The organism is Streptomyces sp. NPDC058632, assembly GCF_042717095.1.
Lineage (GTDB): Bacteria > Actinomycetota > Actinomycetes > Streptomycetales > Streptomycetaceae > Streptomyces.
Map to the genome: position 1 here is coordinate 30,814 of NZ_JBHXQZ010000019.1, position 26,209 is coordinate 57,022.

Annotated in this window: 2 protein-coding genes (1 of these 2 cut by a window edge); both read left to right on the forward strand. The window is 72.4% G+C overall.

Translation table 11 applies throughout. The annotated features are described in order from the left end of the window. On the forward strand, positions 1–21,426 hold the 3' portion of the coding sequence (locus tag ACFWVE_RS10160; RefSeq protein ID WP_384010247.1) for an amino acid adenylation domain-containing protein. 1,668 nt of this gene lie to the left of the window's left edge; 21,426 of the gene's 23,094 nt are visible here — the last part of the coding sequence; the start codon falls outside the window, past its left edge; the stop codon is at positions 21,424–21,426. Beyond that, positions 21,423–26,209 (forward strand): SDR family NAD(P)-dependent oxidoreductase (locus ACFWVE_RS10165; protein WP_384010249.1); only part of this gene is annotated, 4,787 nt, incomplete at its 3' end. The genes ACFWVE_RS10160 and ACFWVE_RS10165, both read left to right, overlap by 4 nt.

The window sequence follows — 26,209 nt, forward strand, 5'->3', positions numbered from 1 at the left end:
CTCGCCGCGTACCTCGTGGAACGGGGTGTGCGGCGCAACGACCTGGTGGCCGTCCTGCTCGACCGGTCGGCCGAGATGGTCGTCGCGCTGCTCGGGATCCTCAAGGCGGGTGCGGCCTTCGTGCCCCTCGATCCGGAGCTGCCCGTCGCCCGGCTGACCGACATCGTCGCCGACAGCGGCACCGTCCTGATCGTCACCCAGGCACGTCACGAGGACCGCGCCCGGAACCTGTTCGACGGCCGTCCGCGCGCCGGTGGAACCGGCGCGGTGCCGGCCCCGCTGCTGGTGCTCGACGAACAGCGGGAGCGGATAGCGGCCGCCGCCCCGGCCGACGGGCCGGTGCGGGTCGAGGTGACCGGGGACGACCTCGCCTACGTCATCTACACCTCCGGGAGCACGGGCCGTCCCAAAGGCGTGATGATCGCCCACCGGGGCTTCGGCGATCTGCTGCGCTCGATGCGGCGGGAGCCCGGCATGAGTGCGGCGGACACCCTCTTCGCCGTCACCACCATCAGCTTCGACATGGCACAGGTCGAGCTGTTCCTGCCGCTGGTCAGCGGTGCCCGCTGCTATGTCTGCGACAGCCCGACGATCAAGGACGTCGAGCGCCTCAAGGAGCGCGTCGCAACGGTGCGGCCCACCGTCATGCAGGCCACGCCCGCGACCTGGAGCATGCTCTTCCACTCCGGCTGGCGCAATCACGAGGGCGTACGGATCCTCTGCGGCGGCGAGGCGCTGCCCAGGACGCTGAAGGAGTACTTCCGCGACACCGGCTGCGAGGCATGGAACCTGTACGGGCCGACGGAGACCACCGTCTACGCCACGGGCGGACGCGTTCGCTTCGACGCCCCGACCACCATCGGCAGGCCGGTCGCCGACACCCGGGTCCACATCCTCGACGAGCGGCTGCGGCCGGTGGCGGCCGGGGAGACCGGTGAACTGTGCGTCGCCGGTACCGGAGTGGCCCGGGGCTACGTGAACCGTCCCGGCTTGACCGCGCGGAATTTCATCGACCACGACCTCGTGCCCGGCGGCAAGCTCTACCGCACCGGAGACCTGGCGCGCTGGACCGAGAACGGTGAGATCGACTACCTCGGCCGGCTGGACTTCCAGGTGAAGATCCGTGGGTACCGGATCGAACTGGGGGACATCGAGTACCACCTGGGCAGGCATCAGGACGTCGCCCAGTGCGTGGTCGTGGCGCGCGGTGAGGACGGCGCCAAGCAGCTCGTCGCGTATTACGTCCCGCGCCGCGCGGGAGCCGCGGGCGACCCCTCCGGGGCGTTCAAGGAGCATCTGCGCGGGCTGCTGCCGGCGTACATGGTCCCCGACTTCTTCGTGGCGATCGAAGCCGTCCCGCTGACGGGCAGCGGCAAGGTGGACCGCAACGACCTGATGGCGCGGGAGGTGTCGCTGGCCGCGCCCGCGGCCCCGCCGGCGCCCGCGCCCGTGGCCCGTCCCGCGCCCGTGGCTCCCGCGACGCACGCCGTTTCCCGGGCGCCGGAGGCCGCCGGGGCCGACGCCGGGGCCGACGCCGAGAAGGAGGTCCGCGCCATCTGGCAGGACGTCCTCAAGGTGCGGGACCTCGCCCCCACCGCCTCCTTCTTCGAGGTGGGCGGCAACTCCCTGTCGGCCGTCGTCCTCGCCGACCGGATCAGCCGGCGGCTCGGGGTGCCGTTCGCGGCCGCCGATCTGTTCAAGTACGCCACCGTGCGCAGCATCGCGGCGCATGTGCGGGACGTCGCCCCCGCGCCGGACGCCGTACGTGTCCCGGAGCCGGAGCCGGAGCCGGAGCCGGAGCCGGAGCCGGAGCCGGAGGCCGCGCCCGAGCCGGAGACCGGGGCCGGTGGAGGGTCCGTGCCCGAGGACGCGGTGGCGATCGTCGGCATCGCCTGCCGCTTCCCGGGCGCCCGCGATCACTGGGAGTTCTGGGAGAACCTCAAGCGGGGCGACGAGGCCGTGCGCCGCTGGACGGAGGAGGAGCTGCGCGAGGCCGGTGTGCCCGAGCACGTGTTGTCCGACCCGGCCTACGTCCCCCTGCGCTCCTCCCTCGACGGCAAGGAGGACTTCGACGGAGAGTTCTTCCGGCTCTCCCCGAACCACGTGGAACTGATGGACCCGCAGTTCCGTCAGCTCCTGCTGCACGCCTGGAAGGCCGTCGAGGACGCGGGCTACGACCACCGCGACATTCCCGACACCGCCGTCTACGTCTCCACCGGCAACCACTTCTACGGTGCGCCGGACGACACCGCCGGGAATCCGGCCGCCGTGCTCGACGACCCCCGCCAGTACCTGTCCTGGGTCATGAGCCAGAGCGGCACGGTCGCCTCGATGATCTCGTACCAGCTCGGCTTCGGCGGACCGAGCATGTCCGTGCACTCCAACTGCTCCTCCTCGCTGACCGCGCTCTCCCTGGGGGCCCGCGCGGTGCTGACGGGGGAGTCGGGCTTCGCGCTCGTGGCGGCCGCCTCCGCGAACAGCGTCGACGGCCTCGGCTACATCCACCAGCCGGGTCTCAACCTCTCCAGCGACGGCCACGTCAAGGCGTTCGACGCCGACGCCGACGGCATGGTCGGCGGTGAGGGAGCCGTGGCCCTGCTGATCCGCCGCGCGTCCGACGCCGTCGCCGACGGCGACCACATCTACGGCCTGCTGCGCGGTATCGCGACCAACAACGACGGCGGGGACGCCACCGGCTTCTACAGCCCCAGCGTCAACGGGCAGAGCCGACTGATCCGGAGGGTTCTGGAACGCACCGGCATCGACCCCCGTTCCATCGGCTACGTCGAGGCGCACGGCACCGGCACGAAGCTGGGCGACCCCGTCGAGCTGGCGGCGCTGACCGAGGCGTACCGCGAGCACACGGACGACACCGGCTACTGCGGCATCGGCTCGGTGAAGTCGAACATCGGCCACCTCGACACGGCCGCCGGACTCGCGGGCAGCGTGAAGGTCCTCCTCAGCCTCTACCACGGGCAGATTCCGCCGACCCTGCACTACAACCGGCCGAACCCGCAGCTGCGGCTGGACACTTCACCGTTCCGGGTCGTGGACCGGCTGCGTGTCTGGCCGGCCGGCGGCACCCCGCGCCGCGCCGCGCAGAGCTCCATCGGGCTCGGCGGGTCCAACGCGCACGCCGTCTTCGAGGAGTACGTACGCGACGGCGGCCCGGCCACCACGGCACGTCCGACCGCACACACGACCACGAGCACGGATACGACCGGACGCATGCACAGCGGCGCAGACACGAACAGGAGGGCGACCGTGGACACCGGCGGCGACACCGTGCCCCAGCTGGTGCCGCTCTCGGCCCGCACGCCCGACGACCTCGTGCGCGCGGCCGCCGAGCTGCTGCGGTACCTGCGCGGCCCCCGGGCCGCCTCGTTGCGCTTGGACGACCTGGCTCACACGCTCCAGGTGGGCCGGGTCCCGATGGCCTGCCGGGTGGCGTTCGTCGTGCGTGACCCGCGCCGACTGGCGGCCGAGCTGGAGGCGTTCGTCCAGGACCCGACCGGCGACGGATCGCCCCGGCGCTTCACGGGCCGGGGGCCGGGGAGCGGGGCCCGGGCGGCCGGACGGCAGGACGCGAGGACCCGGGACGCGAAGCTCGCGCGCCAACTGGCCGAAGGCAAGCTCAAGAAGGTCGCCAAGGCGTGGGCAGACGGCGCCGACGTCGACTGGGGTCTTCTGCCCCGTCCGCGTGCGGCCCGGCGCATCAGCCTGCCGGGGTACGCCTTCGGGCCCGTGACCCACCCGTGGCCCGCACCGGCCCGGCGGGGGCTCCCCGGGCCGCCGACGAGGCGGGGGACCACGGCGGACGGGGAGCAGCCCGTGCGACTGCACCCGCTGCTGCACGAGAACGTGTCGGGACCGGACGGGCAGCACTACCGCTCCCGTTTCACCGGCGACGAGTACGTGCTGGCCGACCACGTCGTCGGCGGCCGGCGGATGCTGCCCGCCGTGGCCGTCCTGGAGATGGCGTACACCGCCGTCCGGCGTGCCCCGACCGGCGCGGAGCGCGAGGGCGGGAGGACCGTCCTCAAGAACGTCACCTGGGTGCGCCCGGTGGTCGTCGGCGACGACGGCCGCGACATCGAGTTCACCCTCGCCCCGGAACGACGCCGCACGCGGGAGGAGGCGGACGGTGCCACGGGCGCGGGACCGCTGCGCTTCGACCTCCTGAGCGACGGTGGCCGCTCGCACGTCCAGGGCCGGGCGGTGACCGAGCCCGCCGTGGCCCCGCCGAACGTCGAACTGGACCGGCTGCGCTCGGGCCTCCGGCTGCGGTCGCTGTCCGGAGCGGAGTGCTACGCGCACATCGCACGCGCGGGCGTCGAGTACGGGCCGGGCTTCCGTCTCGTACGGACCCTGCACCGGGGAGAATCCGACGGGCGCCGCGAGGTGCTCGCCGAGCTGTCGCTGCCCGGGGACATGGAAAGCTCACTGGCCGACTACACCCTCCACCCGAGCTTCCTGGACGCGGCGATCCACGCCTCGCTCGGCCTGGACCCCGCGTTCGACACCGCCGCCGGTCCGGACACCACCGCCGACGGGTCCGGGGCGACTCCTGTCCCGTTCGCGCTCGACCGGCTCGACGTCCACGCGCCCTTCGGCGCGACGATGTACGCATGGGTGCGCCCGGCAGCGGGCCAGCGGGCCGCCGGCGCGGGCCGGGTGCTCGACATCGACCTCATCGACGAGCGGGGCCGCGTCTGCGCGATCCTGCGCGGACTCGTCTACCGGGAGCTCGGAGTGCCCGCGGACCGTCCCGCCCGCGCATCGCGGCTGCGCACCCTGCTGCCCGTGTGGGAGCCGAGGCATCCCGGCGAGGCACCCCCGCGGACCACGGATGGCGAGGTGCTCGTCTTCGACTCCGGTCGCCGGCTGAGTGCGGGACTTCGGGCCCTCCACCCCCGCCACCGGGCGATCGGCCTTCCGCCGGGCGCCTCGATCCGGGAAACGGCCGACCGTATACGCGAAGCATCCGCGGATCCCGCACGCCCGGGAGCCGTCGGCCGCATCGCGCAGGTCGTCTGGGTCGCGCCGGCCGAGGACCCCGACGACATGATCGGCGGCCAGGAACGCGGCGTGATCGAAGTCTTCCGGATCGTCAAGGCGCTGCTGGCGCTGGGCCACGGCACCCGGGAGATGACCTGGACTACGTACACCTTCGGCACCCAGCTCGTCCGCGAGCGGGACAGGGTCGCGGCGACGCACGCAGGTGTCCACGGGCTGATGGGCAGCCTGGCCAAGGAACACACCCGTTGGACGATCGACCTCGTCGATCTGCCCCACGAGCTCTCCGGCGAACCGGTCGACGCCTTGCTCGGCGGCGAACGACGGCTGACCGGCGTGCGGCCCGGCACCACCCTGGCCCTGCGCGGCGGGCGCTGGTTCTCGCAGGAACTGCTCCCCGTCGCCGATCCGGAACCGGCCACCGGCCCGTACCGCCGGCACGGCGTCCATGTCGTCGTGGGCGGCGCGGGCGGTATCGGTGAGCTCTGGAGCCGCTCCATGGTCGAGCGGTACCAGGCGTCGATCGTGTGGATCGGCCGCCGGCCGCTGAACGAAGCGATCGAACACAAGCTCGCCGGGCTCGCCGAACGCGCCCGGGCCGTCGGCGCGCGGGCCCCCCGCTACATCTCGGCGGACGCGAGTGATCGCGAGAGCCTGCTGTCCGCGTACCGGCAGATCAAGGAAGACCACCCGCGCATCGACGGTGTGGTGCACTCCGCGATCGTGCTGGCCGACAGGACGCTGACGCACATGGACGAGGACGTCTTCCGTGCGGCGCTCACCCCGAAGGTCGACGTCGGCGTCAACATCGCTGACGTGTTCGGCGCCGAGCCGCTGGACTTCGTCCTCTTCTTCTCCTCGGTGGAAAGCTTCGCGCGGGCCGCCGGTCAGGCGAACTACGCGGCCGGATGCACCTTCAAGGACGCCCTGGCGCATGAGCTCCAGCAGCGCGGACTGCCCCTGGTCAAGGCGGTCAACTGGGGCTACTGGGGTGTGACCGGAGTGGTCAGCGACCCCTTCTACCAGGAGCGGATGGCGGCTGTCGGCGTCGACTCGCTCGACCCCGAAGAGGCGCTGAACGCCCTGGAGTCGTTCCTCGGGAGCGAGCACAGCCAGGTCGTGCTGATGCGGACCTTCGGTGACGAGGCGCTGCGCGGACTCGTGCTCGACGAGCGGCAGGGCAGCCATCCGGCCGTCCTGCCGTCCGTACGGGACGAGATCGTGGCGGCCCACCGTGCGCCGCGCGGTGAGGTGGAACGGCTGCACGCGTTCCTGCCCCACCCGCGCATGTGCGAACTGGCGGCCCAGTTGCTCTTCGTCACGCTCCGGGACCTCGCTCCGCGGGCCCGGGACGGCCTGACCGGACGGCCCGAGGGTCTGGACGGCCTGGACCAGCGTGTCCTCGCCAAGTACGCCCGGTGGATGGAGGAGAGCGACCGGCTGCTCGCCCACGCCGGGCTCGTGGAGCTCGTGGGCGACCGCCGCCGCGTCGGGCCGGCCGCCCACGGTCTGGACCGGGCCGGACTGTGGCGGCAGTGGCACGCCGAGCGCGACGGATGGCAGCCCGACGAGAACCAGCGGGCGCAGGTCGACCTGGTCGAGTCGTGCCTGCTGGCTCTGGCCGACGTCCTCACCGGCACCCGGCAGGCCACCGAGATCCTCTTTCCGGGCTCCTCCATGTCACGGGTCGAGGGCATCTACCGGAGCGACCCGATCGCCGACTACTTCAACGACCGGTTGAGCGTCCTGGTTGCCGACGCCGTACGGGCCTGGGGCCGTGCCGACCCGTCGAGGCGCCTGCGCATCCTCGAGGTCGGAGCCGGTACCGGTGCGACGAGCGTGAAGGTACTGGAGGCCCTCGAGCCGTTCGGCGACCGCATCGCCGAGTACTGCTACACCGATGTGTCCAAGGCGTTCCTGTTCCGCGCCGAAGAGCGGCTGCGCCCCCGCCACCCGTACCTGACGACCCGGATCTTCGACGCGGGGCGCCCACCCGGGCACCAGGGCGTGGAGCCGGGCGGCTTCGACATCGTCGTGGCCACCAACGTGCTGCACGCCACCGCGGACATCTCCGGCACCCTGCGCAACGTCAAGGCGGCCATGCGCGCGGGCGGCCTGCTGTTCATCAACGAGATGAGCCGCAACACGATCCTGGCCCATCTGACGTTCGGGCTGCTGGACGGATGGTGGCTGTACCGGGACGCCGAACTGCGCATCCCGGGAAGCCCCGTGCTGGCGGCCGACCGCTGGCTGGAGGTCCTGGAGGACGACGGCTTCCGTACCGGCACCCAGCCGGACACCGCCGCCCACGCCCTCGGCCAGCAACTGATCGTCGCCGAGAGCGACGGCAGGTTCCGCATCCGGACAGGGCCCGAAGGAGCCGAAGGCCAGACAGGGCCGGCTGCCGGTACGACGGTCGGTTCCGACCGCGACTTCGGTTCCGTCCATGAATCCGGTGCCTTCGGTGCCTTCGGTGCCTTCGGTGCCTCCGACGCCTCGGAGGCATCCCTGCGCACACACGTCACCGCCTATTTCGAACGGCTGATACGTGAGGCCCTGCGCCTTGCGGACACGGAGCTCGACCCGCACAAGGACCTGCACGACTACGGGCTGGACTCCATCCTGGTGTCCGGCATGAACAGCGCCCTCGCCAAGGACTTCGAGGACGTCAGCAGCACGCTCTTCTTCGAGCTGCGCACGCTGGACGAACTCGTCGAGCACTTCCTCGCGGACCGGCGCCCGGAGCTGCTGCGCCTGTTCCCGCAGGCACAGCCGCAGCCGCAGACCAGTACTGTCGCCCGGGGCGTCACCGACGGTGGTGGCGCTTCTCCCACCGCCCGCGCCACGGCGTACCTGACCGGGCTCGTCGCCCAGACGTTGAGGCTGGCACCCGAGGAGCTCGACGAGGACGCCAACCTCTTCGACCTCGGGCTCGACTCGATCCTCGTCATCCAGCTCAACAACGTGCTGTCCCGTGACTTCGACGAGCTGAGCAGCACGCTGTTCTTCGACTGCCCGACGATCCGGGAGGTGGCCGAGCACTTCACGGCGTCGCATCCCGAGCGGCTTGCCGAGGTACTGGCCGGCGGCACGACGGAGGCGACCGCCCAGGCCGTCCCGGTCGCGCCGACCACCCCGGCCGCCCCGCCCGTTCAGGAGTTCCGGCCCGCTTCGGCGGACGACGAGTTCCGGCAGACCCCCGAACCGGCGCGGACCCGTGAACCGGCCCGCCCGGCCCCCGCCCACTCTGCACCGGCCCCCGTCCCGGCCCGTAGCGGGGACATCGCCATCGTCGGTCTCGGCGGGCGCTACCCGGGAGCCGACAGCCCCGAGGAGCTGTGGCAGAACCTGGCCCGCGGCGAGAACGCCACCGCCCCCTACCCGACGGACCGATGGTGGTGCCGCTGGGAGGGCGGGAAGCGCCCCCGGGGCGGTTTCCTGGCGAACGTCTCCTCCTTCGACGCCGAGTACTTCGGTGTCCCCGCGCGGGAAGCGGCGGCCATGGACCCCCAGGAGCGGCTCTTCGTCGAGACGGTGCACAGTGCCGTGCAGGACGCCGGCTACACCGCCGGGGCACTGGCCGAGAGCGGCCGTGTCGGTGTGTTCGTGGGCGTCATGAACTCGACGTACAACGGGCGAACCGCCTACTCGTCGATCGCCAACCGCACCTCGTACCTCTTCGATTTCCAGGGGCCGAGCATCGCCGTCGACACGGCGTGCTCCGCCTCGCTGACGGCCGTCCACCTGGCCGTCGAAAGCCTCCACAGCGGTGACAGCGACTGCGCGATCGCGGGCGGGGTCAATCTGCTGCTCAACCCGGACCACTTCGAGGTGCTGGAGGAGCACGGACTGCTGTCGTCCGGCGACCGGTGCCGTCCGTTCTCCGAACGTGCCGACGGGTTCCTCGCGGCCGAGGGCGTCGGAGCCGTGGTCCTGCGGCCGCTGGCGGACGCGGCCGCCGCCGGGGACCACATCTACGGTGTCATCAAGGGCAGTGCCGTCAACTCCGGCGGCCGTACCAGCCGTTACAGCATGCCCAGCCTGACGGCCCAGCGTGATGTGGTCGTACGGGCCATGGAGAAGGCGGGTGTCACGCCCGACACGGTCAGCTACGTCGAGGCCCACGGCACGGCGACCCTCCTCGGCGACTCCATGGAGGTCTCGGCGCTGAGCCGGGCCTTCGGCACGGGGCGCCAGGGGCAGTACTGCGCGATCGGCTCGCTCAAGTCCAACCTGGGCCACTGCGAGAGCGCGTCCGGCATCGCCGGGCTCACCAAGGTCCTGATGCAGCTGCGGTACGGGCGGCTCGCGCCCTCCGTCAACGCCGAGGACCTGAACACCGGCATCGTCTTCAAGCGGTCGCCGTTCTTCGTCCAGCGTGAGCTCGCTCCCTGGACGCCGTCCGACGCGGAGGGGCGGCCTCTGCCCAGGCGCGCCGGCATCTCCTGCTTCGGCGCGGGTGGCTCGAACGCACATTTGATCATCGAGGAATACATGGAAGACGACGTCGCGGCCGGTGCGTCCGGACAGCCGGCCCACGAGGCCTGCCTGGTGCCGCTCTCGGCGCGTACCCCGGAGGAGCTGCGGGCCGCGGCCGGGCGGCTGTCCCACTTCCTGGAGGATGCGGACCGCGCCGGGCGGCCGGTGCCGCTGCGCGACCTCGCCCACACCCTTCAGACCGGCCGCGACGAGCTGCCCGTCCGGCTCGCTCTCGTCGTACGCTCCACCATGGAGCTCGCCGGCCGGCTGGCGGCGTTCCTGACCACCGGTGGCGCGGGTGAGGGTGAGTACGGCGAACTCACCGGTGCGCCGTCGCGGCACGTGGGTGAGGCGGCGGATCCGGGTGTGGCGGCGGCCGTCGCCACGGGGGACCTCCGGACGTCGGCGCGGCTGTGGCTGAACGGTGCGACCGTGCCCTGGCGTGAGCTCCACGGAGCCCGTCCGCCCCGCCGTGTCAGCCTGCCGACGTACCCCTTCGGGCGGAAGGAGTACTGGTACGAGGACGAGAAGCCGTCGCCCGCGGAGTACGGGCCCCGGCGGGAGGACCGGCCGGAGCACGAGCACCGGCCTCAGCCGGAACAGAAGCCGGGGCCTGAGCACGCGCAGGAGGCGGAGCGGGAGGCGGAGCGGCCGCACGCCGCGCCGGCCGCCGCCCCGGGTGCCCGTGAATGGCTCCGCCGGGCGATCGGCGAGCAACTGGACACCCGGCCCCACAACGTGCGGACCGACCAGGACTTCCCCGCGCTGGGGCTGTCCTCGATGGCCCTCGTCCACATCGCCCGCCGGATCCGGCGGGAACTCGACCCGGCGTTCGAGTCCGCGTCACTCTTCGAGCACACGACCGTGGACCGGCTGGCGGCCCACCTGGGCGAGGGCCCCCGTGCGCACGCCCCCGAACCCGCCGGGACGTCCACGCCGCACCCTCTCCCCGAGGACCACCCCCTCTCCGAGGACCAGCAGGGCCTGTGGGCCCTGCAGAAGGCGGCGCCCGGGGCGAGCGCGTACAACGTGCCCCTCTGCTTCCGGGCCACCGGGCTCGACACCCGCGCCCTGCGCCGCGCCTTCGAGCACACGGTCGTCCGCCATCCCGTCCTGGGGGGCGTGGTGCGCGAGGAGCACGGCCGGCTGGTGCTGGCCCGGCCCGACGCGCCCCGCCCCGCCTTCACGGAGCGGGGACTGCCCGCTCCCGACCACGACGAGACGATCGCGCTGCTGCGCCGGCATGCCAAGGAACCGTTCGACCTGGACAACGGGCCGCTCTGCACGCTCACCGTGTTCCGCACCCCGGGCGACGAGTCCTGGGTACTCCTCAACGCCCACCACCTCGTCCTCGACGGCGCCTCCGCCGTCGTCCTCGTGAAGGACCTCCTGGCCGGCTACCGGGCCGCGGCCGACGGTCTGCCGATGCCCGGCGACCCCCGGGCGCGCGCGGGATACGCGGAGTTCGTCGCCGAGGAGGCGGCGCTGCTGCGGGGCGAGGAGGGCGCGGCCCGGCTCGCGTACTGGCAGGAGCAGCTGGCCGGCCCGCTGCCCGCACCCGCGTTCCCCGCCGACCGGCCGCGCGCCACGCCCGGGCGCGGTGCGCACGGCTCCGCCGTGACGCGTCGCCTCACGGCGGAGCTGAGCGAGCGGATCGCGCGGTTCGCCCGCACCCACGGCGTCTACCCGTCGGCGGCGTTCCTGGCGGCGTACAACGTGCTGCTGCGCCAGCACACCCAACAGGACGACATCGTGGTCGGCATGCCGGTCAGCAACCGCACCGGCGCGCGCTTCGACGACACCGTGGGCCACTTCGTCACCATGGTGCCCGTCAGGAGCCGGATGTCCGGCCGGCAGCCCTTCGCCGACCTGTGCAAGGACGTCCAGAAGACGCTCTTCGACGGCATCGCCCACAGCTACCCGTTCGGGCCGCTCGTCCGCGAGCTCGGCCTCGGCACCACGGACGGCTCCGCGCCGGTCTTCAGCCACGCCTTCATGTACCAGGACTGGCACGAGGACGTCACCGCGGACACCCCCTCCTTCACCCACGTCGAGGCCATCCGCCAGGAGGGCGAGTACGAACTCGTCCTGGAGGTCGTCGAACCGCACGGAGCGGAGGACGGGTACGCCGTCAACTGGAAGTACGACCCGGCACTGTTCGACCGGGGGACGGCCGACCGGCTGCTGCGCCAGTACGTGCACCTGCTGGAGACCGTCCCGGCCGCGGCACCCGCACAACCCGTCGACGACTGCTCGCTGGTGTCGCCGGAGGAACTGCACACCCTCACCGTGGAGTGGAACGACACCGCGGTGAGCCGCCCGGAGCGGTGGGTGCACGAACTGTTCGCCGAGCGGGCCGCCCGCGCCCCGGACGCGATCGCCCTCACCGGCGGGGCCGAAACCCTCACCTACGCGGAGCTGGACGAGCGTTCGTGCCGGCTCGCCGCCCGGCTGCGCGGGCTCGGCGTCGGCCCCGGCAGCCTGGTCGCCGTCTACCTGGAGCGGTCGCCCGAACTGGTCGTGGCGCTGCTGGCCACGATGCGGGCCGGCGGCGCGTACATCCCGCTCGACCCGACGTACCCCAGGGACCGGATCGCGTACATCCTCGACGACGCCGCGCCGCAGGTGCTCCTGAGCGTCTCGGCGCTGGACGGGCAGCTGCGGGACCTCGACCCGGGCGCCGAGGCCACCGGCCGCCGTGTGCTCCTGATCGACGGTACGGGCCCCGAGCCCGGCCGGGCGCACCACGACGGGGCAGCCCTCCAGGAGACCGGCGCGGACACGGGCAGCCGGGTGACCGGCTCCGACCCGGCGTACGTCATCTACACCTCGGGCAGCACCGGCGACCCCAAGGGCGTGGTGGTGCCCCACAGCGCGCTCACCAACTTCCTGTGCGCGATGGCCGATCGGCCGGGGATGCGTGCGGACGACCGGATCCTGGCGGTGACGACGCACAGCTTCGACATCGCCGCCCTGGAGCTGTACCTGCCACTGATCACCGGCGCGCAGTGTCATCTCAGCGACGCCGCCACCGCCCGCGACGCGGGGCGGCTCACGGAGCTGATCGCCCGCGTACGGCCGACCGTGATGCAGGCGACACCCGCGACCTGGACGATGCTGCTCCACTCGGGCTGGACCAACGACGAACGCGTCCGTGTCCTGTGCGGCGGTGAAGCGCTGTCCGAGACGCTGAAGGAACGCCTGGTCGCGCTCGACTGCGAGGTCTGGAACCTCTTCGGGCCCACCGAGACGACGGTGTGGTCCACGGTGGCACGGATCGAGGCGGACAAGCGCGTCACGATCGGCCGCCCCATCGACAACACCTGGATCCACATCGTGGACGGGCAGGGCCGCATCGCCCCCGTCGGCGTACCCGGCGAACTGTGCGTCGCGGGCGCCGGACTCGCCCTCGGCTACCTCAACAAGCCCGGACTGACCGCGGAGCGGTTCCCCGACAACCCCTTCCCGCCCGGCGGCAGGATGTACCGGACCGGGGACCTGGCGCGCCGGCTCGGCGACGGCACCATCGAGTGCCTGGGCCGTATCGACTCCCAGGTGAAGGTCCGGGGCTTCCGCGTCGAACTCGGCGAGATCGAGCACGTCCTGACCCGGCACCCGGCCGTGCGCGAGTGCGCCGTCGTCGCCAGGGCCGGCACGGCGGACGGCGGCACCCAGCTGGTCGCGTACTGGACCCGGACCCCGGGCGTCGCGCACGTCACCTCCCGGGAACTGCTCCAGCACCTGGGCCGCAGCGTGCCGGACCACCTGGTTCCGGCCTTCGTCCTCCCGATCGACAGGCTTCCGCAGACCCCGAACGGCAAGGTCGACCGCCTGACGCTGGCACGACGGCCCGTGACGCTGCCCGAGGAGCCGGCCGTCGCCGTCGCCGTGGCGGCCCCGGAGGAGGAGGACGTACTGACCCTGTGGCGTGAGGTGCTGGGCGTCGACAACCTCCGGCCCACGGACGCCTTCCTGGAGGCGGGCGGCAACTCCGTGCTGGCGGTGCTGCTCGCCGATCGCGTCGCCAAGCGGTTCGACGTGCCCTTCACGGCGGCCGATGTCTTCCGCTGCGCGCACGCGCGGGGGACGGGCGCCCGTCTGCGCACCCTTCTGAACGCGGCACCGGCCCCGGCCGCCGAGGTCCCGGCCCCCGCCCCGGCCGCGGGCACCGGCACCGGCACCGACGGGAGGAAGGCCGGCATCACCGTGGGCGACACCGCCGCCCACGCCGAACCGCCCGCGTACCTCGCGGACAGCGTCGCCATCATCGGTATGTCCGTCGGACTGCCCGGAGCCGACGACCACCACCAGTTCTGGCGCAACCTCCTCGCGGGCGAGGAGAGCGTGGAGCTCTGCCCGGCGGACGAGCTGCGCCGCCTCGGCATCGACGAACGGCTGATCCAGGATCCCGCCCACGTGCCCGTGCGCGCCAGCATGCGCGGCAAGGGCCTCTTCGACCCGGGTTTCTTCCAGGTCTCGGCGCGCGACGCCGAACTGATGGACCCTCAGCTGCGCCTGCTGCTCCAGCACTCGTGGAAGGCGATCGAGGACGCCGGCCACCTGCCGGGCGACGTCGCGGACGCGGCGGTCTACATGTCCACCAGCAACGCCCTTTACCAGGCCCCCGTCGCAGGCCGTGACACCCGGCGGGACTCGGAGGCACTGGTCGGTTTCCTCCAGGCCCAGCCCGGCACCATCCCGACGACCATCTCGCACAAGCTCGGACTGCGCGGTCCCAGCCTGTACGTCCACAGCAACTGCTCGTCCTCACTGGCCGGGCTGGCGCTCGCCTGCCAGGGCATCCTCTCCGGGCAGACCACGCACGCCCTGGCCGGTGGCTGCGGCATGTACGGCGAGAACACCGTCGGCTACCTGTACGAGGAGGGCATGACGCTCTCCTCCGACGGGCACTGCAAGCCCTTCTCGGCGGACGCGACCGGAATGATCGGCGGCGAGGGGGCCGTGGTGGTCCTCCTCAAGGACGCCGTGTCCGCCGTCCGCGACGGCGACCACATCTACGCGCTGGTGCGCGGCGTGGGAATGAACAACGACGGAGCACGGAAGGCCGGTTACTACGCACCCAGCGTCGCGGGCCAGTCCGAGCTGGTCGCCTCGGTCCTCGACAGGACCGGCATCCACCCCGAGTCGGTCAGGTACCTGGAGGCCCACGGCACCGGCACGGTGATCGGCGACCCGATCGAGGTCATGGCGGTGTCCGAGGCGTACCGACGGCACACCGACGCGACCGGCTTCTGCGGCATCGGCTCCGTGAAGTCCAACCTCGGCCACCTGGACGCCGCCGCGGGCCTCGCGGGACTCGTCAAGACGGCCCTCGTCGTGGGCCACCGTACGGTGCCGCCGACCATCAACCACGACTCCCCCAACCCGCAGATCGACTTCGAACACTCGCCCTTCCACGTGGTGGACCGCCTCACGCCCCTGGCGCCCGGTGCCGCACCACTGCGGGCCGCGGTGAGCTCCTTCGGCATCGGCGGCACCAATGTGCACGCCATCCTGGAGGAGGCCCCGCCCCGGGCAGACCGGGACGCGGTACTCGCCGGACCCCACCTCGTACCCCTGTCGGCAGGGACCACCGAGAACCTGCGCCGGTACGCACGCGACCTCGCGCACCGACTGGCCGAGGAGGAGACAGCCCGGTCGACGGCCCCCCGCCTCGCCGACATCGCCTTCACCTTCCAGGTCGGGCGGACCGCCCTGGCGGAGCGGACGGCCTTCGTCGTCCACACCGTGTCCGAGCTCATCGGCGCGCTGAGGGACTTCGCCGACCGTACGGACACGCCCGTGCGTGAGGGTGCCGGTGCGGCGCCGTCGTCCCTGCTCGACGACGAGGACCGACGAGGTCTCGTCCGGCAGTGGCTGGCCGAGCGCAGGCTCGACAAGGTGGCGCGGCTGTGGGAAGCGGGCGATCCGGTCGACTGGGACCTGCTGTACGACAGCGGCCGGCGGCCGCACCGGGTCAGCATGCCGACGTACCCCTTCAGCGAGGAGTACTACTGGCTGTCCGGGGAGCCGGACGGGCCGGAGGCCCCGCATGCCTCCCAGGGCACGTCCCGGGCACACGTCACCGGCCGGGAACGCGTCACGCCGTCGGCCGACGACGTGTCGGAGCCCCGCTTCTTCGAGGAGCGCTGGGCACCCTGCGATCCCGAGACGGAGCGGGCCGGCCGGGACGGACGGGGCCGAGCCGCGTCCGCCGGGCAGAACGTCCTGGTCTTCCTCACGGACCGCGCGGCACAGGAGTCATACCGGCGTGCCGCCCGCGAACACGCGCCGGGCGCCCGGCTGGTCTTCGTCGAGCAGACGAGCGGCCCGACCGCCCCTGCCTCCGCCCACGCGGTGCACCGGAGCGACGAGCGGAGCTGGCGACGCGTGCTCGCCACCGTCGCCGAGGCACACGGCCGGATCGACGCCATCCACTACCTGTGGCCCACCGAGCAGGACGGCGGCGCTGCCGTCCTGCGCGAGCTGACCGACGTCGGTGTACTGGTGCGCGCCCTGGCCGCCACGTCCCTGGACGTCCCCGACGTCCTCGTGGCCGGGCACTTCCGCGATGCCGTGGAACAGGCCGCCCTGGACTCGCTGATCGGCTACGAGCGTTCGCTGTCCGGGGTGCTCCCCGGCACCGCCCTGCGCGTCGTCCTGCACGACGGCGTCGCGGACGCCGGACGCTGGGCCGGCCTGCTCCTCACCGAACAGCACCAGGAGTCCAAGGCCGGCGCCCTCTACCGGGCGGGCCGACGCCATGTCTGCCGGGTCGAGAGCGTCGACCTCCCCGCGCCGCACGGCCCTTCGGCCCTGCGGGAGGGCGGTACGTACCTCGTCACCGGAGCCTTCGGCGGTCTGGGCCGCCGTCTCGCGGAGCACCTCGCCGGGGCGTACCGGGCGAACCTGGTGCTGTTGGGCCGCTCACCGCTGCGGCCGACCGACGAGGTGTGGGCGGAGCGTCTTCGTCGTAACGGCGGAGAGATCGTCTGCCGCCGAGCCGATGTCACCGACGAGGAGACGCTCGTCCGGCTCCTGGACGGTCTGCCGTCCTCCGTACGCGCGATCGACGGTGTCATCCACGCCGCCGGTACGGCGCAGGCGGTACCGCTGACCGAGAAGACCCGCGACGCGATCGAGGACGTCCTCGGCGCCAAGGTGCTCGGGACGCTGGCGCTGGAGCGGGCGCTCGACCGGGTGCTGGGCCCGCGCCCGGCGCGGTTCGTCTGCCACTTCTCGTCGAGCTCCGCCACTCTGGGCGACTTCGGCAGCTGCGACTACGCGGTGGCCAACCGCTTCCAGGCGGCGTACGCGCGTGCCCTGGGCGGGCGCCGGTCCCCGCACCGGACCCTCGCGGTCCAGTGGCCCCTCTGGGAGGAGGGCGCGCTGGGCGCGGCCGCCCAGCGGCAGCCGGACGGAGGGTCCGGCCGCGACTTCGTCACGGCCTACCTCGACTCCAGCGGCCAGCAGCCGCTCGCCACCGATACCGGCCTCGCGCTCTTCGAGCGCCTCCTCACGGCCGCTCCCGCCGCCCCCCTCGTCCTGCACGCCTCCGCCACGCGGGCACGGTCGCTGGTCGACCGCGCCGTCGCCGGCACGGTGACCCGGCCGTCCGGGAACCAGGAGGCCCCGGCCGACCGCGACGGGCTCCGCACGGGACTCGCGGCAGCGGTTCGCGAGAGCGTGGCGCACGTCCTGAAGACACCCGTGGAGAAGCTCGACGACGGCAGCAACTTCGTCGACCTCGGCCTGGACTCGATCCGGCTGACACAGCTCGCCCACCGGCTGTCGGAACGCCTCGGCATACGCCTCCTGCCCACCGTCCTGTACGACCACCCCACCATCGGCCGCCTCATCGGGCACCTGGCCGAGCAGGCCGTGGTGGTGCCGCTTCCGGGAACTGACGAGACGTCCGGAGAGGACGAGGCGACCGGCGCCGGGCACGGGACGCCCGGTCGGGGCGAGAACCCGGACCGGTACGACACGTCCGACGAGGGCGCGCCGGCGGAAGGACGAGCGACGTCCGGGACGTGTGTCGAACCCGCCCTCAGGGGCGCTCGCGAGATGTTCTCCGGGAACGGCCGGACCAGCACCGACGAGCCGCAGGAGCCGCTCCCGGGCGAGGCGCCGATCGCCGTCATCGGCATGAGCGGCATCTTCCCGGGCTGCCGTTCCGTCGACGACTTCTGGAACGCGCTGACCGACGGCAAGAACCTCGTCACCGAGGTTCCGCCGGTGCGCTTCGGCGCCACCGCGGCACACCAGGAGGAGGAAGCGGCGGAGCACTACCCGTGGATGGGCGGCATCGACTGGGCGGACGAGTTCGACGCGGCCTTCTTCGAGATCGCGCCCAAGGAGGCCCGCGCGATCGACCCGCGCCAGCGGCATCTGCTCCAGGAGAGCTGGAAGGCACTGGAGGACGCCGCCCTTGGCGCCGAGGAGCTGAAGGACAGCCGCGTCGGCGTGTTCGTCGGCGTGGAGCAGGGCGACTACCAGCTGCTGGTCGGGGACGGCGGCAGCCTCACCTCCAACCATGACGGCGTGCTGGCCGCCCGACTGTCGTACTTCCTCGACCTCAAGGGCCCCGTCCTGGCCATCAACACGTCCTGCTCGTCCGGCCTGGTCGCCCTGCACGAGGCGTGCGCGAGCCTGCGCCGAGGCGAGTGCGACATCGCCGTCGTCGCCGCGGCCAACTTCGTCCTCACCCCGCAGTCGCTCGCGGCGATGAACCGGGCGGGCATGCTGTCGGCCGAGGGCCGCTGCGCCACCTTCGACCGGCGCGCGGACGGGATGGTGCCCGGCGAGGCGGTGACGGCGCTGGTGCTCCGCCCGCTCGACCGGGCCGAGGCCGACGGCGACCCCGTCCACAGCGTGATCACCGCCAGCGGCATCAACTACGACGGCAGGACCAACGGCATCACCGCCCCCGCCGGAGAGGCACAGCGCGAGCTGCTGGAGACCGTCTACCGCCGGAGCGGGGTCGATCCCGAGGACCTGGGCTACATCGTCACCCACGGAACGGGGACCAGACTGGGCGACCCCGTCGAGGTCAACGCCCTGCGCGAGGCGTTCCGCCCGCACACCGACAAGCAGGGGTTCTGCGCCCTCACCTCGACCAAGACCAACGTCGGCCACACCTTCGCCGCCTCCGGTCTGGTCGGCCTGATCTGCCTGTCGGAGGCACTGCGTCACGGCACCATCCCGGCGAGCCTCCACTGCGAGCAGGACAACGAGTACATCGACTGGAGCGAGAGCCCCTTCTACGTCAACAAGTCGACCAAGGAGTGGACACCGCCGCCGGGCAGGCCCCGCACGGGCGCAGTCAGCGCCTTCGGCATGAGCGGCACCAACGCCCACGTGGTCGTACGCGAGTACACCGGCGGGCCGTCGCCGGCCGTCCCGGCACAGCCGTACCACCTGCTGCCGCTCTCGGCGAAGACCGAAACGGCCCTGGAGCAGGTCGTCCGCCGGCTGGCCGACCGGATCGCGACCGGCGCACTGAGCGACACCGACCTGCCGCGACTCAGTGCCACGCTGCTCACCGGACGGCATCACTTCCGCCACCGCTGCGCCGTCGTCGTGAGCTCCCTCGATGAGGCTCTCGCGCTCTGGACGGCCGGGAGCCACTCGCGGCCCGACCGCCCGGCGCGCGCCGATGCGTGGTTCGAAGGCACGGTGCCCCGGGACTTCACCGCCCGTGAGGCGGACACCGAGCACATCCGGACCCGCCTGGAAGACTCCCTGGACAACCGGCTCGACCTCGCCCACCGCCGTGAGGCACTCGTGGACCTGGCCCAGCGCTACGTCGCGGGCCACACCATCCCGCACCCGGGCGCCCGGCCGGGCGAAAGCCGTCCCACGAGGCTGCGCCTGCCCGCGTATCCGTTTGCCAGGAACCGCTACTGGGTGGCCGGTGAACGGCCCGGCCCCACCACGGCGGTCTCCCCGCCGACGCCGGCGCCGGCCCCGACGGTCACGGTTGCGCCGAAGGCCGCGGTTCTCGCTACGGCCGGTACGCCACGTCCCGTCGACGAGACCCGGACGCCATCGCCCAAGCCCGTCGTACTGACCGATCTGGCGGAGATGCCGCACCGGCTCGACGTCCGTCCGGGCGACCGTGGCGCAGGCCGGGGCAGCCAGGAACGTCGTCACGGACGCAGGACGGTGTCCCTGACGCCGCTCACGTCGCAGGAGCCGACGGCACCCGAGACCGCCGCCCCGTCCAGGGCACCGATCGCGGTGACCAGGGAGCACGACGTCCTGGAGGATCTCAAGTCCGCCGCCGCCATCGATTTCGGCGGCGTGGTCGCCACACTCAACCGCACGGGCGTCATGGTCGAACACCTGATCCCCTACTCCGCCGACTTCGCCGACTTCGCCGGCGAGCGAGGCGGGGAGGTGCTGGACATGGGCTGCGCCTACGGTGTCGCCAGCATCGCCGCCCTGGAACGCGGGGCCCGGGTCGTCGCACTGGACATGGAACAGAAGCACCTGGACATCCTCGAACAGCGCGTCAACGACGAGAGCAGGCAGCACCTGACCCTGCGACGGGGCACCCTGCCCGACGTCGACTTCGAGGACGGGCGCTTCACCGCCGTGCACGCCGGCCGCGTAATGCACTTCCTCGACCCCGACGGGGTGCGGCTCATACTGCGCAAGATGTTCCGCTGGCTGATCCCGGGCGGAAAGGTGTTCCTGAGCACCGACTCGCCCTACTTCGGGTACTGGGCCTCCAAGGCCGCCGACTACGAGGAGCGCAAGCGGGCGGGTGACCCGTGGCCCGGGTACATCGACGACGTCGCCGCGCACTTCGACCCGGCCCATGTCGTCGGCGGGCCGAACCTGATCAACGCCATCGACCCCGATGTCTTCCGAAGGGAATGCGAGGCGGCCGGGTTCGTCGTGGAGCGCGCCGGGTTCTTCGGCGCCGTGGGAGTGGACCGAGGGGCGTACGGTGCTCCGGGCCCCGACATGGAGCATGTGGGCATCATCGCGCGCAAGCCGATGGACGCGCCCGCGCCCCGCACCACCGCGGCCCTGCCGACGACCGCGACTCTCCCCGCGACCGCGACCGCGACCGCGGCCGGGAGCGCAGGTGCGGCCGGGAGCGCAGGTGCGGCCGAGGCGCGGTCGGCCGACGGAACCCGGATCCACTACCGGGTCCGGGGCAGCGGCCCCACGGCACTGGTCTTCATTCACGGCCTGGGCTGTGACGCGTCGTACTGGGACCGTCAGATCCCCTCCTTCGAGGGGCGGTTCACCGTGATCGCCCTGGACCTCGCCGGGCACGGCCGGTCGGGCAAGGACCGGCGGAAGTGGACCGTCGAGGCGTTCGCCCAGGATGTGGTGGCCGTCGTCGAGCACGCCGGGGTGAGGGACGTGGTCCTGATCGGTCACTCGCTGGGCGGGCCCGTGATGCTGGCCGCCGCGCCGCTGCTGGGAGGCTCGGTCCAGGGCATGATCGGCGTGGACACGCTCCACAACCTCGACCCCGAGCGACTGGACGCCGCTCGGCTCGACCGCTTCGTCCAGTCGTTCTCGGACCAGCCGGTGAAGGCCGGGGAACTGTTCCTCGACACACCGCGACAGGAGCTGATCGAGCTGGTCGAGCGCACGCGCGAGCAGGTGGGCGGGGCGATCGTCTCGGCCGCGTTCCGCGAGATGCTGACGTACCTGCAGGACGTGCCGAAGCACTTCGACGTCCCGCTGGTTCTGGTCAACTCGACCTCCTGGATGCCGACGGACCTCGCCGCCGCACACAGGTACGGAGTGGAGGTGGATCTGGTCGAGGGTGTGGGGCACTTCGTGATGCTGGAGGCGCCCGACACCTTCAACGCCTCGCTGGGACGGCACATCGACCGCATGGTTCCACGGACCGGGTCGGACGACGGCGGACGCGGGGCGTTCGCAGAGGGCGCTGATGGATGATGTCCGAACCGCGTACTAAGATCCCGACCAATAGTGATCTGCATCGGTTCCTGCGCGAATCGTTGACCGGCGTCATCGGAACCGAAGCGGCTCCGGGCTCCGACGACGTGCATCTCGTGGAGCTGGGGCTGGACTCGATCAGCTGCGTCGTGTGGCTGCGCGAGGTCAACCGCTCCCTTGGGCTTTCTCTCACGATGGCCGATGTCTTCGGTCACCCCACGTTCGGCCAGTTGTCCGCCCTGATCGAGGGCGCCATGGGAGATCTGATGAGTGCCACGACCTCTGGGCCCTCGGCTGCCCCGAGCGGTTCCCTCTCCGTAGAGCACGGCATTGCCGCCCACCTACGCCAGAGTCTGGCGTCGGAGCTGGAACTGGACGAGTCGGCGATCGACGACGACACGCCGTTCGTGGAGCTGGGTCTGGACTCGATCACGGGCGTCACCTGGACCCGCAAGCTGAACACGCACTTCGGCCTGTCGCTCTCCGCCACCCAGGTCTACAGCCACCCCACGGTCGACGAGCTGGCGGGCCACCTCGTGGGTCTGCTCGGGGAGACCGGCGCTTCGTCGTCCCCGGACGGCACCCCTGCCGCCGGGGCGTCGGCGGCAGCCCTCTCCACCGCCCCGGACGCCCGGGCCGCGGCCGGGGAGGAGATCCGGTCGCAGACGACGGCTGAACCGGACTCCGCGGTACGGCCGCAGACCTCCGTGGGAGCCGAGACCGCACTCGCCACGTGGCTGCGGGCGAGTCTCGCCGGGGAATTGGAGCTGGCCGAGTCCGATCTCGACGACGACACGCCGTTCGTGGAGCTGGGTCTGGACTCGATCACGGGCGTCACCTGGACCCGGACCATCAACACCCGGCTGCGACTCTCGCTCTCCGCGACGACGGTCTACGGCCACCCGACCATCGGCGAACTGGCCCGGCACCTGGCGGGAGAGCTGGGCGTGAAGCTCGCCGCGCCCGCCCGGGTGCCGCAAGCCGCGCCCGCCCCGGCACCGCAGCCGGTACCCGCCCCGGCACCGCAGCCGGTACCCGAGCCCGTGACGTCGGACCGGCCGGCCGGGCGCGGCATCGAACTCGTCGACATCGCCGTCATCGGCATGTCCGGGGCGTTCCCCAAGGCGGACGATCTCGACGAGTTCTGGCAGAACATCCTCACGGGCCGTGACTGCGTGTCCGAGGTACCCCCCTCCCGGTGGGAGGTGGGCGAGTACTACGACGAGCGTCCCGGCACGCCCGGCAAGTCGTACAGCAAGTGGATGGGTGTGCTGGAGAACGCCCACCACTTCGACCCGCTGTTCTTCAACATCTCGCCCGGCGAGGCGGAGTACATGGACCCGCAGCAGCGTGTCCTCCTCCAGGAGAGCTGGCGCTGTATAGAAGAGGCCGGTTACAACCCCGAGGCCCTTTCCGGCACGCAGTGCGGTGTCTTCGTCGGCTGCTCGGTGAACGGCTACGGCGGCAGGCTCGACGAGACCGAGCTGAACGCCCACCAGAACCTCGGCACCAACAGCGCCGTCCTCGCCAGCCGCGTTTCCTACACGCTCAACCTCAAGGGTCCCTGCCTCTCCATCGACACCTCGTGCTCGTCGTCCCTGGTGGCGATCGCCACCGCCTGCGACAGCCTCTGCCTGGGCGACAGCGACACGGCATTGGCGGGCGGTGTATGGGTCATACCCGGGCCGGGCGTGCATGTGGCGATGAGCCAGCTGCGGGCCCTGTCCCCGGACGGCCGCTGCTACGCGTTCGACGAGCGGGCCAACGGTTTCGTACCCGCGGAGGGAGTGGGCGTCCTGCTCCTCAAGCGGCTGGCCGACGCCCAGGCGGACGGCGACCGCATCCACGCCGTCATCAAGGGCTGGGGCGTCAACCAGGACGGCAGGTCCAACGGCATCACCGCCCCCAGCGCGGAGGCACAGACCCAGCTCCAGCGGCGCGTGTACGACAAGTTCGGCATCGACCCCGCGGACATCGAACTCGTCGAGGCGCACGGCACCGGCACCGCCCTGGGCGACCCGGTGGAGATCGAGGGCCTCGTGCGGAGCTTCGAGGCACACACCGACCGGCGCGGCCACTGCGCCCTGGGCTCGGTGAAGAGCAACATCGGACACACTGCGTGCGCCGCCGGTGTGGCCAGCTCCATCAAGGCGATCCTCGCGCTGGAGCACGCGACACTGCCCCCGACCATCCAGCACGAGCGGCTCAACAACCACATCGACCTGGACGGCACCCCGTTCTACGTGAACACCCGGACGCGTTCCTGGCAGCGCGGGGACAGGCCCCGTCTGGCCGCGGTCAGTTCGTTCGGCTACAGCGGGACCAACGCACACCTCGTACTGGCGGAAGCGCCCGCGGCCCCCGCGCGACGGCCGAAGGACGGCGCCCGTCTGATCGTCCTGTCCGCCCGTACCGCCGCGCAGCTCCGGGAGCAGGCGCGTCGGCTCGTCGCCCACATCGACGGCCACCCCGGGGAGAGCCTGCGGGACCTCAGCGCCACCCTGCTCCGGGGCCGCAAGCACTTCCGCCACCGCCTGGCCTACGTGGCGAACACTCCGGGGCAGGCCGTCCGGACGCTGCGCACCTGGTTGGACTCCGGCAGCGCGCCGGCCGTCAGGACCGGTGACAACAAGCCGCAGCGCCCGCAGCGGGAGCCGGACGGGACGGCGCTGGAGCAGACGGATCCGCGCCACCTGGAATCGCTCGCAGAGCAGTACGCGCAGGGCGGGGCCGTCGCGTTCGAGCTGCTGTTCGCGGACGGGCACAAGCCGGGCAGGATCTCCCTGCCCACCTATCCGTTCGCCCAGGACCCCTACTGGCTGCACCCGGCCCGCGACGTGTCGGGGACCGCCCGGCGCGGTGCCGGAACCGGCGACGGCGCGGCCGCGGCCGACCGGACGCCCGCGCCGGACACGACCGGCGGCACCGTGCTGACGCTGGAGCCGCGATGGGAGCTGCGGGCCGCGCCCTTTGGTGCGCTCGCCGTCCCGGACGGCCACGACGTGTGGCTGGTCGGCGCCGGTCTCACCGGCTCCTCCGTACGCGCCCTGTCCGCGCTGCTGCCCCCGGGCGCCGAGCTGCGGACGTTCGAACCGGTCGCTGATCGTCCGTTGGACGCCGAGTACCTGCGGTTGACGCAGACCCTGCTGAGCGGGATACGCGCCCGCGTCGCCGAGCGCGGCGCCACCGGCGAGCGCCTCGTGCAGCTCGTCGTCCTCGGCCACGGCTCCTCGGCCGCCCGGGTACCGACCGGTGTGTCCGGCCTGCTGCGCACGGCCGCACTCGAACATCCCTGGCTGCGGACCCAGTGCGTCGAGTACCTCGACCGCTTCGATCACACCGACCCCACGTCCGCCGCCGCGCTCGCCGGAGCCATCGACGCGGACGCCCGCGACCACGCCGAGCACGACATCCGCCACCACGACGGAAGGCGATACGTCCGCCGACTGGCGGAATTCCTCCCGCACCCGCAAGCCGGGGACACCGCTGCCACCCCGTGGCGCGAAGGCGGCGTCCACCTGATCACCGGTGGACTTGGCGGACTGGGCCGGATCGTCGCCGAAGAGCTGTCCCGGACCCTTCGCCGGGGCACGATCGTCCTGGTCGGCCGCTCCGAACCCGACACCGCCCGGTTGCGTGAGCTCGGTTCTGTCGGAGCGCCGGGCGTCGTGGTCGAGTACCGCAGGGCCGACGTCACCGACCGCCGTGCCGTCGACGCCCTCGTCGCCGACGTCGTGTCACGCCACGGCGCGATCCACGGGATCGTCCACTGCGCCGGAGTGCTCCACGACGGCTACCTCGCCACGAAGACGGACGAGCAACTGCGCGCCGTCCTCGCGCCCAAGACCTCGGGCCTGGTGAACCTGGACGAGGCCACCGCGGACCAGCCGCTGGACCAGCTGATCGTCTTCTCGTCCACCGTGGCCGCGCTCGGCAACGTGGGGCAGGCGAGCTACGCGGCGGCCAACGGCTTCATGGACGCCTATGTCGCGCACCGCGGCGAACTGGCCGCGCGGGGCGCCAGGTCCGGTCGCGCCCTGTCGATCGGCTGGCCACTGTGGGCGGACGGCGGCATGCGCGTCGACGACGCGGTGCTGGCCCGGCTGCGCGACCTGGGTGTGACCCCGCTGGGCACCAGGGACGCGCTGCGGGCGCTGACGGCCGCTGCCGCTGGCGGCCGCCGGCACACGCTCGTGCTCTGCGGCGACCGCGAGCCGCTGCTCACCCGCCTGTCGGCGCAGATCGACCGGCCTGCCGCTTCCGCCGTCCTCGCCCCTCCCACGCCGGGCTCCGCTCCCGCCCAGGCCCCGACTCCCCTGCAGGCGTCCTCGGTCCCCGCCGCCGGCACGCCGCGTCCGTCGGTCCGTGAGACACAGGAGATGTGGCAGCGCACCCTCGTCGCGGAGGTGTCGGCGCAGCTGAAGGTTCCGGCCGACGAGATCGACGTGGACGGTGAGTTCGGTGAGTACGGTTTCGACTCGATCAGTCTGACCGAGCTCGCGGGCCGGCTCGGCGACCGCTTCGGTGTGAGCCTGGCACCGACCGTGTTCTTCGAACACACCACACCTGCCCGGCTCGCCGCGCACCTCGCCCGGAGCGGCCCCGAGTCCGCTCCGCGGGGCGCCACCGGTGCGGCCGACCGCACTCCCGGCACGCCCGACCCGATGGAAACGGCCCGTCGGGCACTGGTCGCGGAGGTGTCGGCGCAGCTGAAGGTTCCGGCCGACGAGATCGACGTGGACGGTGAGTTCGGTGAGTACGGTTTCGACTCGATCAGTCTGAC